Here is a 16571-nt window from a genome sequence, read left to right as displayed (position 1 = left end):
TGATATCATTAACTAAACAGCCCTGCGCTACTAAACGCAGAGGCGAAAAAAGCCTAGCAGTAACCGAAGGACATTAAACGGGCGTAACGCTCTTCCATTAATTTGGTTTTATCTAGCTCTTTTAGCTGACTAAGCTGCTGTTTAATAACAGCTTTAAGGTTAGCCGCCATACTATTGTGATCGCGGTGCGCGCCACCTAACGGCTCTTCAACAATACTGTTAATTAACCCAAGCTCTTTAATTTGTGGCGCACTTACGCCCATTGCTTCAGCAGCCAAAGGGGCTTTTTCTGCACTTTTCCACAAAATAGAGGCACAGCCTTCCGGCGAAATAACCGAGTAGGTAGAGTATTGAAGCATATTTACGCGATCGCCTACACCAATTGCTAGTGCACCACCTGAGCCACCTTCGCCAATCACGGTACATACGATTGGAACAGTAAGCTCTGCCATTTCAAACAGGTTTTTCGCAATGGCTTCACTTTGACCACGCTCTTCAGCACCCACACCCGGGTATGCCCCTGGCGTGTCGATGAAGGTAATGATAGGCATGTTAAAGCGCTCAGCCATTTTCATGAGACGCAATGCCTTGCGGTAACCTTCAGGTTTAGGCATACCGAAGTTACGCTTAATTTTTTCGTTAGTGTCGCGACCCTTTTGGTGACCAATAATCATCACCGGCTGGTCGTCTAACATCGCTGGGCCGCCCACAATAGCTTTGTCATCTGCAAACGCACGGTCTCCAGCAAGCTCGTCGAATTCGGTAAAGATACGCGGAATATAATCAAGGGTGTACGGACGCATCGGGTGACGTGCTAGTTGTGAAACCTGCCATGCGCCAAGATCAGAGAAGATTTTCTTAGTTAGCTCCGCGCTTTTTCCACGAAGCTTGTTAATCTCTTCTTCAATCCCAACGTCAAACTCGCCACCTTGATTTACCAACCTAAGCTCTTCAATTTTTGCTTCTAGTTCGGCTATTGGCTGTTCAAAGTCCAAAAACTGTATACTCATTTCATGTCCTATTCGTACTACGCTCGTTTATACAAACGCGAGATGTCCAATCTAACGAACTCTTACCCTTAATGGTAGAGAATTGATACGGCTTTGTCTCCCAAACATTGTTTGAGATCGTGTAAAAGTTGGTCTTCAGGGGTAACGTACCATCTTGCACCACACGCCAAGGTAACTTCAGCGTCCGGATGGGTTACCGCTAACTGAACAGGACAACTTCCACCATTAAATGCCTGCAGGATAGATTGCATCTGACTCATTTTCTTTGGTTCAAGCAACTGGGTATCAATATTAAGCGCCAGTGCTCTCGCGTTTTTCTCTCGTGCTTGAACAATGTCCATTACATCACGGGCGGTGATTGTATTGCCCCCAGAGAAATCATCAAAGCTGACCTGTCCCTTTATTAGCAATATTCTGTCAGTTTCTAACACGCTTTCGAACTGTTCGTACATATCGGGGAAGAAACGTACATCTATTCTGGCACTCTTATCATCAAGTGTCACTATCGCCCAACGACGCCCTCGTTTGTTCGTCATAACACGAACGCCAAGTACTAAACCAACCGCGCTAGCCATTTGATCTTTATTAGTCGGTTTTAAATCAACTAAGCGACCATCGGTGTAATAACGTAATTCTTCCGCATACTGATTTATGGGGTGGCCCGTCAAGTAGAGCCCTAAGGTATCTTTTTCACCTTCTAGCCACACTTTTTCTGGCCACTGCGGTACATCTGCAAAGGCTTGTTTAACCTCGTCGGGTTCAGTAGTTAAAAGCCCAAACATGTCTGATTGACCAAACGACTCCGCCTTAGCATGCTGTCCCGCGGCGGCAAGGGCATCAGGTAAAGTAGCCATCAATGTAGCGCGATGTGGACCTAAGTTGTCCATAGCGCCTGCAAGCACTAACTTTTCTAACACCCGTTTATTAACGCGCTTAATATCAACCTTCGCACAAAAATCAAAAAGATCTTTAAATGCACCCTGGGTTTCGCGCGCTTCGATAATGGCTTCAATAGGACCTTCACCTACCCCTTTAATTGCACCAATACCGTAGACAATGCGGCCTTCGCTATCGACGGTAAATTTGTATTTACCCGCGTTCAAATCTGGCGGCAGTATTTCAATGCCCATGCGCTCGCATTCATCCACAAGCGTCACGATTTTATCGGTGTTATCCATATCCGCCGACATTACCGCAGCCATGAATTCCGCAGGATAATGCACTTTCAGCCAAAGGGTTTGGTAAGACACCAACGCATAAGCAGCAGAGTGAGATTTGTTAAAGCCGTAACCCGCGAACTTTTCTACCAAGTCGAAGATTTTCATCGCAAGATCAGGGTCAATGTTATTGCCCTTGGCGCCTTCAGCAAAGGTACCGCGCTGCTTAGCCATCTCTTCCGGCTTTTTCTTACCCATTGCACGGCGCAGCAAGTCAGCACCGCCCAGTGAATAGCCCGCCATTTCCTGGGCTATTTGCATTACCTGTTCCTGATACAAGATAATGCCATAGGTGGGCTCAAGAATTTCTTGAAGACACTCGTGTTGATATTCCGCATCGGGGTAAGATATTTCTTCACGACCATGCTTACGGTCAATAAAGTTATCTACCATGCCTGATTGAAGCGGTCCAGGACGGAATAGGGCTACCAATGCGATGATATCTTCAAAACAGTCCGGCTTAAGGCGCTTGATCAGCTCTTTCATGCCTCGAGATTCAAGCTGGAATACCGCCGTTGTCTCGGCGTTTTGAAGAGTTCGAAAACTCTTAGGATCTTCAAGGGGAATAGCGCTGATATCTACATCAACATTCTTGCCTTCCTTGATCATATCTATTGCCCACTGAATGATCGTCAGCGTACGAAGACCCAAGAAGTCGAATTTAACAAGCCCTGCTGTTTCAACGTCGTTTTTGTCGAATTGGGTTACTGGGTTCTTACCTTCATCGTCACAATATAGCGGCGAAAAATCTGTGATTGTCGTTGGCGCAATAACAACGCCACCGGCGTGTTTACCCGCATTACGGGTTACCCCTTCAAGAATACGGGCCATATCAATGAGGTCTTTAACTTCCTCATCACTTTCATAAACTTCTGGTAGTTGTGGCTCAGCTTTAAACGCCTTTTCAAGCGTCATGCCCGGATCTGGTGGAATAAGCTTTGAAATTCTATCTACAAAACCATAAGGATGACCAAGTACACGGCCTACGTCGCGCACAACCGCTTTTGCCGCCATTGTACCGAATGTAATAATCTGCGATACCGCCTGACGCCCGTAAAGTTCAGCAACGTGGTCGATTACCTCGTCTCGTCTATCCATACAGAAGTCGACGTCGAAGTCGGGCATAGATACACGCTCTGGGTTCAAGAAACGTTCGAATAGCAAGTCGAATTCAAGCGGGTCTAGGTCGGTAATTTTAAGGGCATAAGCTACCAGTGAACCCGCACCGGAACCACGCCCAGGCCCTACCGGAATACCGTTATCTTTACTCCACTGAATGAACTCCATAACGATAAGGAAGTAGCCTGGGAAACCCATTTGGTTGATAACTTCTAGCTCAATGCGAAGTCTGTCATCGTACTCAGGGCGCTTGGCTTTGCGCTCTTCTTCATCAGGAAAAAGAAACACTAACCGTTCTTCGAGCCCTTCTTCAGACACCTTAACCAAGAAGTCTTCGGTGGTCATGCCACCTGTTGGAAACTGAGGTAAGAAATACTCGTTTAAGCGAACCGTGACATTACAGCGTTTAGCAATCTCAACCGTGTTTTCAATGGCTTCTGGAATATCGGCAAATAGCTCAACCATTTCTTCACTTGTGCGAAGGTACTGCTGGTCGCTATAGCGCTTAGGGCGGCGATTATCATCTAACGTATAACCGTCATGGATACACACACGAATTTCATGTGCGTCAAAGCCTTCTTGGTCAATAAAGCACACTTCATTAGTGGCAACGACAGGCATACCGCGCTGCTCAGCAAGCTCTACCGCACGGTGCAAATAATCTTCTTCACCCTGCCTACCTGTTCGAATAAGTTCTAAATAAAAGCGATCAGGAAAGTGAGTTTGATAGAAATCGACAGCGCTGTCTAAAAGCTTGGGATTGTTTTTCGTTAAACCTACGCCCACATCGCCATGCTGAGCACCGGAGAGGATAATAACCCCTTCGCTATGCTCAATAAGCCACTCTTGATCAATCACCGCGCGATGAGCCAAATGCCCCCGAAGATAGGCTTTAGATATAAGAACCGTGATATTCTTATACCCTTCGTTATTCATTGCCAATAAGGTGAGTCTGAATGGCTCATCGCCAAACGTTTCGTTAGTTACCCAAAAATCTGTACCAATGATCGGCTTAATGCCTAGGTTATGTGCTTCGGAGTAAAACTTTACCAAGCCACACATATTCATTTGGTCGGTTATCGCCACCGCGGGCATCTCAAGCTCGGCAACCTTCCCCAATATAGGCTTAACTTTATTTAAGCCGTCCATCATCGAATAATCGCTGTGAACACGTAAATGAATAAATGGCGATGACATGGTGTTATTTCTCTTCAAGTAACGCTTTAACGGGCTTAAAGCTTTTACGATAGCAATCTAAAATGCCATATTCAGCAATGGCTTCAAAGTGAGCTTTGGTTGGGTAGCCTTTGTGCCCTGCAAAATTGTACTGTGGATAGGCTTCATGGAGCGAAATCATGTCGTTATCGCGTTCTACTTTAGCGATAATAGAAGCTGCTGAAATTTCAGCATGAAGGCTATCTCCTTTTACGACAGCCTCAGACTCATAATTCCAAGCGGGCACGCGGTTTCCATCTACGCGCACAAAATCCGGCCTCACAGATAAGCCTTCAACTGCACGGACCATCGCTAACATTGTCGCTTGAAGAATATTGAGTTTATCGATCTCTTCTGGACTGGCTCTACCAATATTCCAATAGAGCGCTTTCTCACGAATTTCTTGAGCGAGCGCTACCCGTTTCTTCTCGCTGAGCTTTTTAGAATCAGTGAGACCTTCAATTGGATTCTCTGGGTCGAGAATAACCGCGGCAGTGACCACATCACCTACCAGTGGTCCGCGCCCCACTTCATCAACACCGGCAATTAACTTATGCAAACAATTCCTCCACGACAGCTTTTGCTGCTGTTTTATCAGCATTGCATTTTAGCGTATGGTGGAGGTCGGTGAAACGGGAAATAAGGGCTGAATTGTCACTTTCGAAGAAGTTGAGTAACTGATTGCTCATATTCTCTGCATTGACATCATCTTGGAGTAATTCAGGAATAATCGCTTCATTAGCTAATAGATTTGGCAACGTGAAAAACGGCGCTTTATATAAACGCTGCATTATTTTGTAAGTGAGCGGTGCAAGTAAATAAGCGGCTACCATTGGGCGCTTACACAACATAGCCTCTAACGTAGCCGTACCTGAAGCAAGCAAAATAACATCACTTGCGATCATCGCATCACGGGAAGTACCTTGTGTTACGTGAATAGGTAAACGCTCCTCTGCGTTATTGGCTGCAAGCAATAGTGATTTTATCTGCGCAAAACGATGCTCGTTTGCAGCGGGAATAAGAAACTGAATATCACTACGCTTCGCATGGATAGTTTCAATGGTTTCTAAAAACACCGGAAGTAGCGTATCCACTTCACCACGACGGGAGCCGGGAAGCACAGCTAGAACTGGCGCAGCTTCGTCTACACCAAGCGTCTTTCTTGCCGCCTTTTGGTCTGGTTCTATGGCAACAGCATCAGCCATTGTGTGCCCCACAAAGGTGTAGGGAACATTATATTTGTCGTAAACCTGCTGTTCGAAAGGAAATAAACCCAATACGCGATTAGCCGCTTTCGCTATCTTGTGAATCCTTTTCTCACGCCACGCCCACACCGTAGGACTTACATAGTGCATGGTTTTGATACCGCGGGCTTTGAGGGCTTTCTCTACTCTCAAATTAAAATCAGGCGCATCAATTCCCACAAAAATATCTGGTGGGTTTTGTGCAAAGTGAGCGAGAAGCTGTTTTTTGACTTTTAAAATAGCAGGTAAATGAGAGAGGACTTCAACAAGCCCCATTACTGATAAGGTTTCCATGTCGAAAAGACTATGGAAACCTGCTTCTATCATGTTTGGACCGCCAATACCCTCGATGATAGCATCAGGATATTGACGTTTTAGTTCTGCAACCATTCCAGCGGCAAGCACATCACCAGAGGGCTCTCCGGCAACCATGCCGATACGAATTGGCTTAGACATAATTAGCGAATGATGCCTCGCTTAGCGTCTTGCAAAAACTTAACCATTAATGCCACACCATCAAATTTATCAGCAGGCTCGGCAAGCTTTTCAATCGCTTCATCAATGGTATTTCCTTCGCGATAAATAGCTTTATAAGCACGCTTTATCTCAAGTACCTCTTCTTTCGAAAAGCCTCTACGCTTAAGGCCTTCAGAGTTTATTCCTTGAGGAATGTTCTTTTGCCCACTTACCATCACAAAAGGAGGAACATCTCTTAAAATGATACCGCCGGCACCTAAGAAGGCGTGTGCACCAATCTTGCAAAATTGGTGAATGCCTGTAGCGCCGCCAACAATAACAAAATCGTCGATGTGAACGTGCCCTGCCACTGCTACATTATTGGCGATAATAATATCGTCACCTAGCACGCAGTCATGGGCGATATGTGCGTTAGCCATAAACAGACCACGAGAACCAATGATGGTAATACTGTTATCTTGGATAGTGCCTCGGTGAACAGTTACGCCTTCACGAAATTCGTTGTCGTCACCGATAACAAGCTCAGTAGGCTCGCCCGCATACTTTTTATCTTGGCAGTCTTCACCGATTGAAGAAAACTGATAAAACTTATTATTTTTACCGATACGCGTAGGGCCGCGTACCACCACATGTGATTTCAGAATACACCCATCACCAATGGTGACGTTGTCGTCAACCACGCAAAAGGGACCAATGGTGACATTCTCACCAATCGTTGCACTTTCTGAAATTACCGCAGTAGGATGGATCACGTTACGCTATCTCTCTCATCGCACACATAAACTCTGCACAGCAAGCAATGTCGCCGTCGACACTTGCAGTACCTTTAAATTTCCAAATCCCTCTGCGCTCTTTAACCAGAGCAACATCAAACTCAAGCTTGTCTCCAGGAACAACTGGACGCTTAAAGCGTGCATTGTCGATCCCTGCATACAAGTATAACTTATCATTATTACCCATGGTCTTGAATCCTAAAACACCGGCGGCTTGGGCCATGGCTTCTAAGATAAGGACGCCTGGGAATATAGGCTGCCCAGGGAAATGCCCAGTGAAACAAGGCTCATTAATAGTAATATTTTTATAAGCCTTTACAGACTCACCCAGAACATAGTCTGTTACACGATCAACAAGCAAAAATGGATACCTATGTGGAAGTAACTCCAAAATTTCTTGAATTTCGATGGTATTGAGTGAATTGGCCAAAAACTTTCTCCTGTATACAAGCATGACCCATGACTATTTCATACCAATGCGGATAATTGATTGGTATTTGGTCAAACTCGCCGTAAAAACTAAAAACGGCGGCAACCATACGCTGTTAAGCGCAAAAAACAAATCAGACCAACACCTTTCGGAAATTGGCCTGATATATTTCACGACTGTTTCAAACCGTCGATTAGTTAGCTTTGCTAACCTGCTGAAGTACTTGCTCAGATAAGTCGTGCTCTTCTTTTGCAAATGCAACTGCGCCAGAGTTAAGCACTAGGTCGTAACCTTGCTTTGCTGCTACAGAGTCAATAGCCTGTTTGATAAGGCCAAGAAGCTTATTGCGTTCTTCGTTGCTACGACGTTGGATATTCTGCTGTAAAGGCTGACCTTTTTTAGAAAGCTCTTCACGAACTGACAAGATTTTTTGTTCAAGTTCTTTCTTTTCGGTATCGCTCATCGTCGCCGCATCGCGTTGAAGACGCTCCGCGTAAAACTGACCGTCACGCTGAAGTTGATTCACTTCTTCAAGCTGATCTTTAAACTCAGCTTGAATAGCGTTTTGTATTTCAGCAGCTTGAGGCATTGCTTGGAAAATACCTTGAACGTCTACTACAGCGACTTTCTGTTCAGCCATTACAGACGTACTTACTAAAGCGCTACCCAACATTGCTCCTGCAACGATATGTTTAACCAACTGTTTCAAAGGGAACTCCTTTTGTAAATCTTGTTATAGAGCGCGATTATTACACGCTCGCTTTAATGTTTTAGAAAGTTTGACCAATATTGAAAGTGAAAAATCTCGCATCGTCACCATCACGTTGCTGTATCGCTTTCGAGAAGCTGAATACCATCGGCCCCATTGGAGATATCCACTGAACCGATATACCTGCCGAGCTACGATACAGACTCCAGTCAGAATAGTCTAATAGCTCGCCTCTCTGTGTTGAGGCCACTTGAAACTGACTGTAATAGTCATAATCGAACTCAGTATCCCATACGTTACCCACATCCACAAACAAACTTGTGCGAACAGAGTTATCCATATCTTCTTCTACAAATGGCGTTGGAACTATGAGCTCAACACCACCGAGTGCCATGGCGTTTCCACCTAAGCTGCGCGTAGACCAAGATAATTGAGCATCTGTTGGATCGCCTGGGAAAGCTTCACCGTCTGGCCCCACGATACTACCCGCGTTTCCAAGGAATACCCCCCTTGGGCCCACTGTATTGTTCTCGAATCCACGCAGTGAATCCGCACCACCTGCCGTGAAGTTCTCAGTAAACGGTAGTATTTGCTCGTTGCCGTTTATATCGCCATAACCGTTACCATACCCTAGACGCATACGCGCCAAGAATGACCAACGCTGGTTACGCGATAGCGGGAAGTACCACTTACCATCAAATACGGTTTTAAAGTAATTAACGTCTGAGTTAGGGGTAGTAATACTAACAGAGGCACGCTGTGATGAGCCCGCTGTTGGGAATAACCCCCGGTTTAATGTACTTCTACTCCAGCTTACGCTAGCTAAATAACTGTCGTACTTAATAGCAGCATCAGGGTCTTCACCGTTGGTAAACTGATTGTAGAACTGCTCAGTCTGTTCATAATAACCACGGTTGAACAACTCAACATTACTGTAAGTCAATCCAAAGTTTATACGGTTAAATTCGTTGATAGGGTAACCTACGTTCGCGCCGATAGACCACCGTTTCGAGTTATATTGAATAACGTTGAAGTCAGAACCATCAAATTCACTGTAGCCTAAACTTCCGCCCAAACTAATGCCGTCAATAGTAAAATAAGGGTCGTTGTAAGTTATTTGCGCGCTTCGCTGATACGACACTGTGCTAAGGTTAAGACCAATACGCTTACCCGTACCCAAGAAGTTATCCTGTTGGATACCCGCTTGTAAGCTGAGTTTTGTTCTGTCGCCGTAGCCGATACCGGCATTGAACGAGCCAGAAGGCTGTTCTTTAACGTTGAAATTAACATCAACTTTATCTTCAGAGCCCGGGATTCGAACTGTTTCAAACTCTACATCTTCCATGTAGGTAAGACGAGAAAGCTGGTTTTTAGAAGATTCAAGTAGGTTATTAGATAACCACGTACCTTCCATTTGGCTTACGTTCTGACGCAACACGCTATCAGCGGTTACAACGTTACCGTTGAACTTGATGCGATTTACGTAAATACGCTTACCTGGGTCAACTGACAACGTCAGTTTTACCGTTTTGTCATCATCGTTAATTTCAGGAACGGTAGTCACTGTTGGATAAGCATAACCAAATCGCCCTAAGTACTTACTAATGAACTCTTCTGTATAGGTAACTTCTGCTTGGTTATAAAGTTCGCCAGTAGTGAGGGGAAGCACCCTTTCGATGTACTCTTCGTGGCCCAGCACATCACCCACTAGTTCAACTTCAGAGATAGTGTATTGCTCACCCTCAGACACATTCATCGCAATGTAGATACCAGATTTTTCTGGCGTCATTGATACTTGTGTAGAGTCTACGTTAAAGCGAAGGTAGCCGCGATTCAGATAATGGTTACGAAGCGTTTCCATATCGCCTTGCAACGTTTGCTGCTGATAGCGAGTTTCAGATAAGAAGTCCCACCATGGCGTATCATATTGCAGTTCGAAAGCTTCCATCAGCTCTTCGTCTGAGAAAATTTCGTTACCGACGATATTTATTTGTTCGATTTCAGCAGCATCGCCTTCTTCAAACAATAACTTTAAGTCTACCCGGTTACGCGGTAAAGGCGTAATGATGGCGGTCACATCAGCGTTATATTTGCCGATGCTGTAAAAGAAATCTTTTAAGCCGTTCTCAATTGAGGTCAATACTGTCTTATCAAGCGGCTCACCGATACGAACGCCATTACCGTCCAAACTTTCTTGAAGCTGCTCATCTTTAATATCATCGTTGCCTTCAAAAATGATATTACTGATCGTTGGACGTTCAGCAACACGCACAACTAGCGTATTACCATCACGAAGAATTTCAACGTTTTCAAAGTGAGTTGAAGAGTATAACGAGCGAATAAGCTGCGTTACCCTAAATGTATTGAGCTCGTCGCCAACCTGAACGGGCAAGTAGGTTAAGGCTGCACCTAGTGCAACACGTTGCAAACCTTCAACGCGAATGTCTTCAACGACAAATTCACTGTTTTGCGCCGCAGCGTTGGCGAAGCTAGCACTGGAAAGAATGGCTCCGGCTGCTACTAACTGTTTTAACTTCATCTATTTTTCTTTTCCTGGCCGCGTTTTGTATTAGCTGTTTTGTACTTCCTGATATCTATCAGGTTATGCGAGCGATATCGTTAAAAATTGCGATACCCATTATCATAAACAGAAGCACGCCACCTATTCTGTAACCCCATTCCTGCACGGCTTCAGGCACAGGTTTGCCTGTGATCCACTCCACGATAAAAAACATGAGGTGACCACCGTCAAGCATGGGCAAGGGTAATAAATTTATAATGCCTAAATTCACGCTTATTAAGGCAAGAAAACTCAAGAAGTACGCAAGTCCATACCCAGCACTTGTTCCCGCACCTTGAGCAATTGAGATAGGTCCGCTTAAATTCTTCACCGACACGTCGCCAGTAATGAGCTTCCCTATCATTTCGACACTCAGTGTCATAAGACGCCACGTTTTATCTAGCGCCTTCCCAATAGCCTCTATAATGCCATATTGATGTGTAAACACATACCCCTCAGGCCAAGGCTCAAACGTTGGGCTAACGCCTAGATAACCACTTTGCCCTTGTGGTGTATCGCGGCGCGCTATCGTGGCATTTAACGCAAGTGTTTGTCCATCCCTTTCTATTTCGAGCAATATTTGCTCTCCTGGGCTTTCAACAATCTCTTCCACTAAACGTTCCCACGACTGCAGCCTATTACCGTTAAGCGCTAACAGTTTATCACCAGGCTGCAACCCAGCCTGTTGTGCTGCACTTCCCTCACCGACAAAGCCAACGGTTAATGTTGCATCAGGGCGGTAAGGGGTTAGCCCTAAGCTGCTTAAAGGAGACTCGCGATCTGGGTCAAAGTTCCAAGCATTCAGCGTAAAACTCAGTTCTTTTTCAACATTTGATGGATTTTTAACCGTAACACTGGCTTTTTCAGCGCCGATATTTGAGACAATTTCTAAATTAACCGCTTCCCAATCTGGTGTAATTCTATCGCCTACCTTGATAATTTCATCGCCTGGCTTAACGCCTGCGATAGCTGCAATACTATTGGGTTCGATGGTTTTGACCACAGGTTTCACGGTATCTAGTCCAACTAAATACATTACCCATAACGCGAAAAAGGCAAATATAAAGTTGACCCCAGGTCCAGCCGCAATCACCGCCATGCGCTGCAATACCGGTTTATTATTAAAGGCCTTATCTGCTAGTTCAGGTGGTACATCGTCAATACGTCCGTCAAGCATGCGAACGTATCCACCAAGCGGGATCATAGCAATGACATACTCTGTGCCAGATTTGCTTAACTTACGCCAAATTGGCTTTCCAAAACCTATTGAGAAGCGTTCTACCTGTACACCGCATTTACGGGCAACATAGAAGTGCCCCCACTCGTGAACCGCAACTAAAATACCTAAGGCAACAATAAATGCGCCTAGGCTCCATAAAAATGCTAGCACTGAAATTTTCCTCGAATAATCTCGTCAGCTTTCGCTCTCGCCAAACTGTCTTGCTCTACTATTTGCTGTATCGAACTAACCGATACATAGGGCATGGCGTTTAATGTGGCTTCGTTCACTTGAGCGATGTTAGAAAACTGAATCTTTCCTTGAAGAAACGCCTCGACGGCCACTTCATTAGCAGCATTCATCCTTGTCGTCGCACATTGCCCTTCTTTACAAGCATCAATCGCGAGCTTTAAGTTGGGGTAGCGTTCGAAACAAGGAGTTTGAAAACTAAAATTCGCCATATTAGAAAAGTCGAGTGGATCGACTCCCGCCTCTATTCGCTCAGGATGCGCCAATCCATAAGCGATAGGCGTGCGCATGTCAGGGTTGCCCATTTGCGCGATAACCGAGCCGTCAACGTATTGCACCATAGAGTGAATAATACTTTGTGGGTGAATAACCACATCGATGTCTCCGGCTCCCGCACCAAACAGCCAACAAGCTTCAATAAACTCAAGACCTTTGTTCATCATGGTTGCCGAATCGATGGTTATTTTCCTGCCCATAGACCAATTTGGGTGAGTGCTCGCTTCATCGATAGTGATTGAAGAAAAACTACTTAAAGGTCTTTCTCTGAAAGGACCGCCTGAGCCCGTTAGCAGTATTTTATGAATGCCGGATGCCGCAAAATTACCGTACTCATAATCGTGCGGAAGGCATTGAAAAATGGCGTTATGCTCACTATCAATTGGAAGAATTTTGGCACCGCTTTGATTAGCCGCATCAATAAAAAGTGCCCCCGACATAACGAGCGCTTCTTTATTTGCAAGTAAAACCCGTTTACCAGCCTTTACTGCTGCTAATGTAGGAAGAAGACCTGCTGCGCCAACAATTGCAGCCATCACTGCATCAACTTCCGGCGCGCTTGACACCTCTTCAAGCGCTTGACTTCCCGCTAATATTTCAGCGTCGACACCATATTGAACTGCAAGTTCACAAGCTGCTTGATAATGCGACTCATCAGCGACAACTACATAGCGCGGCGAGCTTTTTTGGGCTTGCTCCATAAGCAATTTAAGCTGTGAATTACCCGTGATAGCAAAAACACGATACTTTTCTGGGTGACGGTTTATAACATCTAACGTATTACAACCAATGGAGCCTGTGGCCCCTAAAACGGTAACTGTTTGCATTACGCCATCCAAGTTACATAGCAAAACGCAAATACGGGAAATGCCGCTGTTAAGCTGTCAATTCTATCAAGTACGCCACCATGCCCAGGAAGAATTTTACCGCTGTCTTTTATACCAGCACAACGCTTTAGCATACTCTCGTTCAAGTCACCTAATGCCGAAACGGCAACCGTAATACCACCTATAGCGAGATGAAGCCAAATGCGAGATGGCTCTACCTGATAGTGGAGTGCCGCAAAAGCAATAATAGCGAACGAAGCAGCAATGCCACCTAATAAGCCTTCTAAACTTTTACCAGGCGACACATTAGGGCGCAGCTTATGGCGACCAAATTTCACACCTACAAAGAATGCACCTATGTCGGCAGCCCATACAATACCGAGTACATAAAAGATAAGCGATGCACCATAGAAAGGGTCAACATCATGCAAACTAGTGCGAAGTGCAACCACAGCCACCCAAGTTGGAATTAATGTCAGCGCGCCAAACAAGGTTCTTACACTGCGGCTGTCTTTCCAAAACTTTGAGTATTTAGGATAGGCAAGCACCATAAACAACGAGGCTATCCACCATAATACAGCCACGGTAAGTATGGCGCGGTACAAACCATGAAGTTGGCCTTGATACCAAATCATACTTGCATCAACAATCAATGAGAGTGCAATGCATATGGCAAAAGCACCCGCCATATAAATGAGCTTCTTAGGGCGTTCACACACGCCCGACATGTTTGCCCATTCATAAGCGCCTATGCCAACCACGCCAGCAATGGCTATTTCGAACCAAAAAATGGGAAGGAAAAGAATAGCGTAAAGCGCCAGTGGCGCTAGGATTAATGCAGTTATTATTCGTTGTTTTAGCATAATTTGCCCTTGGCTTTAGTTACCAGGGCTAGCCTGATAATTGCCTGCATGGTGTTAACCATCGGCTGTGACTACCTGTTCACCGGTTAGACCGAAACGACGTTGGCGCACATTGAAATCGTCTACGGCTAATTGAAATACGTCTTCGTTAAAGTCAGGCCAAAGTACGTCTGTGAAGTACAATTCGGCATAGGCACACTGCCACAGCAGGAAATTACTAATACGGTGCTCGCCGCCAGTGCGAATGAGAAGGTCTAACTCGGGAAGGTTAGCCGTTGAAATATGCGCATTAAATGCGTCTTCATTGATGCTCTCAACATCAAGTTCACCACTTTTCACTTGCATCGCAAGATTTTTAGCAGCATTGACAATGTCCCATCTACCGCCATAGTTTGCAGCGATATTTAAAACTAAGTCTTTGTTGTCTTTAGTCATGTCTTCGGCTTTGCGAATTTTTTCGACTAGCTTAGCATCAAACGCTTCAACATCACCTATGACCTGCAAACGCACACCGTTTTTGTGTAATCGTTTTGCTTCACTATTAAGGACAAGATTAAACAAGTCCATCAATACACTGACTTCTTCCTCAGGACGTTTCCAGTTTTCACTTGAAAACGCGAATAGCGTAAGTGACTCAATACCGTTTTGACGTGCAAAGCGCACAACAGAACGTACAGACTCTACCCCGGCCTTGTGGCCAAAGGTACGAATTTTCCCTTTCTTTTGCGCCCACCGACCGTTGCCATCCATAATGATCGCAACGTGCTTCGGGCCAGCAGTGACTGCCGGCACCTCAGCTTTCGTCGATTTGGCTGCGCTAAAACGCTTTCCAATCATAATACTTACTTAAACTTCCATTAGTTCTTTTTCTTTGTCAGCAAGCATGCTGTCGACTTTCTTAATGAAATCGTTAGTAATAGATTGAATGTTCTCTTCAGCTGCACGGCTTTCATCTTCACTGATCTCTTTTTCTTTAAGAAGATCTTTAATGTCGCCATTAGCGTCACGACGGATGTTACGAATAGCAACACGACCACCTTCAGCTTCGTTGCGAACAACACGAATAAGATCTTTACGGCGCTCTTCTGTAAGTGGAGGAAGTGGAATACGAATTGAACCACCCGCACTCATTGGGTTAAGGCCTAAGTCAGACTGCATGATCGCTTTTTCTACTGCTTGTATAGCACTCTTGTCGAATACAGTAAGCGCTAATGTACGACTGTCTTCAGCAACAACGTTAGCCACTTGCTTGAGCGGCGTGTCTACGCCGTAATAAGGTACCATGATGCCGTCTAGAAGGCTTGGATGCGCACGACCTGTGCGAATTTTGCTGAATTGGCCTTTTAATGCAAGTAGGCTTTTCTCCATGCGCTCTTGCGCATCTAATTCAATTTCATCAATCACGTTTTGTATCCTATTGTTCTTAATTAATCGTTGTCAGCGTGGCGAATTACAGTACCTTCTTTCTCGCCCATCACAACACGCTTTAGGCAACCAGGCTTATTCATGTTGAATACGCGAATAGGTAGGCTGTGATCACGCGCCAAAGTGAACGCAGACAAGTCCATCACTTTAAGTTCTTTTTCTAATACTTCTTGGTAGGTCAGCTCGTCATAAAGCGTTGCTTCTGGGTTTTTCACTGGGTCATCGCTATAGACACCGTCCACTTTAGTCGCCTTTAGTACCGCATCGGCTTCAATTTCGATGCCACGTAAGCAAGCCGCAGAGTCTGTAGTGAAGAAAGGGTTACCCGTTCCGGCAGAGAATATAACAACACGACCTGATTTTAGTAAGCTAATCGCTTCTGCCCAGTTGTACGCATCGCACACGCCATTTAGCGGAATAGCTGACATCATACGAGCATTTACAAATGCTCGGTGAAGCGCGTCACGCATGGCAAGACCATTCATAACGGTTGCCAACATGCCCATGTGATCGCCAACAACACGGTTCATACCCGCTTTCGCTAGCCCTTCACCACGGAACAAGTTACCACCACCGATAACAAGACCAACTTGAACACCAAGTTCAACCAGCTCTTTAATCTCTTGTGCCATTCTATCTAACACTTTAGGGTCTATGCCAAAGCCTTCAGCCCCCATTAGGGCTTCACCACTGAGCTTTAACAGAATGCGTCGGTATGCTGATTTTGGTGTGATACTCATAGTTTGAATTGTCCTCGTAAACCCGGTTTGTCCTATGCCTTTCGGCGCATTATACGCAAAAAAACATAGGACAAATCGCTTTCGTTCTTTAGGCAGGCGCGCACTTGTCTCGCCTAGCTTCACACTTACGCATTGCAATGGCAAGACGAAAGACGTTCAGCTATAAAAAAGCACCTCCTAGGAGGTGCTTTGTAGTTTATCTAACTATTGCGTAATGC

General features: G+C 45.2%; 14 protein-coding genes. All 14 read right to left on the bottom strand.

What is annotated here, in order from left to right:
* Positions 1-53: 53 nt before the first annotated feature.
* The 14 genes from accA to pyrH all read right to left on the bottom strand — a co-directional run bounded on the left by accA (position 54) and on the right by pyrH (position 16353).
* A complete protein-coding gene (accA, locus tag ACM0P2_RS04875; protein WP_105932269.1) occupies positions 54-1010 on the bottom strand; it encodes an acetyl-CoA carboxylase carboxyl transferase subunit alpha in 957 nt (318 codons plus the stop codon).
* A gap of 68 nt (positions 1011-1078) precedes the next feature.
* Positions 1079-4543 carry a DNA polymerase III subunit alpha gene (dnaE, locus tag ACM0P2_RS04870; protein ID WP_159118559.1) on the bottom strand — a complete coding sequence of 1155 codons (3465 nt, stop codon included), beginning with the start codon at positions 4541-4543 and terminating at the stop codon, positions 1079-1081.
* Between the two features lie 4 nt (positions 4544-4547).
* Entirely contained in the window at positions 4548-5120 is a 573-nt protein-coding gene (gene rnhB / locus ACM0P2_RS04865) for a ribonuclease HII (RefSeq protein ID WP_201282649.1), read from the bottom strand.
* Complete coding sequence (gene lpxB / locus ACM0P2_RS04860) at positions 5113-6261, bottom strand: lipid-A-disaccharide synthase (RefSeq protein WP_159118558.1); 1149 nt, start codon at positions 6259-6261, stop codon at positions 5113-5115. The genes rnhB and lpxB overlap by 8 nt, the downstream gene beginning before the upstream one ends.
* Before the next feature lie 2 nt (positions 6262-6263).
* Complete coding sequence (gene lpxA, locus ACM0P2_RS04855; RefSeq protein WP_105932273.1) at positions 6264-7034, bottom strand: acyl-ACP--UDP-N-acetylglucosamine O-acyltransferase; 771 nt, start codon at positions 7032-7034, stop codon at positions 6264-6266.
* Position 7035: 1 nt separating this feature from the next.
* Entirely contained in the window at positions 7036-7485 is a 450-nt protein-coding gene (fabZ, locus tag ACM0P2_RS04850) for a 3-hydroxyacyl-ACP dehydratase FabZ (RefSeq protein ID WP_105932351.1), read from the bottom strand.
* Positions 7486-7678: 193 nt separating this feature from the next.
* Positions 7679-8194 (bottom strand): OmpH family outer membrane protein, encoded by a 516-nt coding sequence (locus tag ACM0P2_RS04845; protein ID WP_105932274.1) that lies wholly within the window; start codon positions 8192-8194, stop codon positions 7679-7681.
* Positions 8195-8255: 61 nt separating this feature from the next.
* Positions 8256-10733, bottom strand: coding sequence for an outer membrane protein assembly factor BamA (gene bamA, locus ACM0P2_RS04840; protein WP_105932275.1), 2478 nt, complete (start codon positions 10731-10733; stop codon positions 8256-8258).
* A 58-nt stretch (positions 10734-10791) separates the two neighbouring features.
* Complete coding sequence (gene rseP, locus ACM0P2_RS04835) at positions 10792-12144, bottom strand: sigma E protease regulator RseP (RefSeq protein ID WP_159118556.1); 1353 nt, start codon at positions 12142-12144, stop codon at positions 10792-10794.
* Positions 12138-13325 (bottom strand): 1-deoxy-D-xylulose-5-phosphate reductoisomerase, encoded by a 1188-nt coding sequence (gene ispC / locus ACM0P2_RS04830; protein ID WP_159118555.1) that lies wholly within the window; start codon positions 13323-13325, stop codon positions 12138-12140. The genes rseP and ispC overlap by 7 nt, the downstream gene beginning before the upstream one ends.
* Positions 13325-14188: a phosphatidate cytidylyltransferase gene (locus ACM0P2_RS04825; RefSeq protein WP_159118554.1), complete on the bottom strand. Its 864-nt coding sequence runs from the start codon at positions 14186-14188 to the stop codon at positions 13325-13327. The genes ispC and ACM0P2_RS04825 overlap by 1 nt, the downstream gene beginning before the upstream one ends.
* 54 nt (positions 14189-14242) lie before the next feature.
* A complete protein-coding gene (gene uppS / locus ACM0P2_RS04820) occupies positions 14243-15025 on the bottom strand; it encodes a polyprenyl diphosphate synthase (RefSeq protein ID WP_159118553.1) in 783 nt (260 codons plus the stop codon).
* Positions 15026-15034: 9 nt separating this feature from the next.
* Positions 15035-15592 carry a ribosome recycling factor gene (frr, locus tag ACM0P2_RS04815; RefSeq protein ID WP_159118552.1) on the bottom strand — a complete coding sequence of 186 codons (558 nt, stop codon included), beginning with the start codon at positions 15590-15592 and terminating at the stop codon, positions 15035-15037.
* Positions 15593-15615: 23 nt separating this feature from the next.
* The gene (pyrH, locus tag ACM0P2_RS04810; protein ID WP_105932280.1) at positions 15616-16353 is read right to left on the bottom strand and encodes a UMP kinase; all 738 of its coding nucleotides are present in this window, start codon (positions 16351-16353) and stop codon (positions 15616-15618) included.
* Positions 16354-16571 lie beyond the last annotated feature (218 nt).

Origin of the sequence: Alteromonas sp. OM2203 (assembly GCF_048517045.1) — a bacterium.
GTDB lineage: Bacteria > Pseudomonadota > Gammaproteobacteria > Enterobacterales > Alteromonadaceae > Alteromonas > Alteromonas gracilis.
Note: the sequence above shows the minus strand (reverse complement) of the source record. Positions and strands in the feature narration are given on the sequence as shown.

What these genes read in the sequence shown, in the direction of transcription:
- dnaE (WP_159118559.1), bottom strand. Translation starts at nt 4,543, where the DNA reads ATGTCATCGCCATTTATTCATTTACGTGTTCACAGCGATTATTCGATG.
- ACM0P2_RS04825 (WP_159118554.1), bottom strand. Translation starts at nt 14,188, where the DNA reads ATGCTAAAACAACGAATAATAACTGCATTAATCCTAGCGCCACTGGCG.
- bamA (WP_105932275.1), bottom strand. Translation starts at nt 10,733, where the DNA reads ATGAAGTTAAAACAGTTAGTAGCAGCCGGAGCCATTCTTTCCAGTGCT.
- lpxB (WP_159118558.1), bottom strand. Translation starts at nt 6,261, where the DNA reads ATGTCTAAGCCAATTCGTATCGGCATGGTTGCCGGAGAGCCCTCTGGT.
- uppS (WP_159118553.1), bottom strand. Translation starts at nt 15,025, where the DNA reads ATGATTGGAAAGCGTTTTAGCGCAGCCAAATCGACGAAAGCTGAGGTG.
- pyrH (WP_105932280.1), bottom strand. Translation starts at nt 16,353, where the DNA reads ATGAGTATCACACCAAAATCAGCATACCGACGCATTCTGTTAAAGCTC.
- accA (WP_105932269.1), bottom strand. Translation starts at nt 1,010, where the DNA reads ATGAGTATACAGTTTTTGGACTTTGAACAGCCAATAGCCGAACTAGAA.
- ispC (WP_159118555.1), bottom strand. Translation starts at nt 13,325, where the DNA reads ATGCAAACAGTTACCGTTTTAGGGGCCACAGGCTCCATTGGTTGTAAT.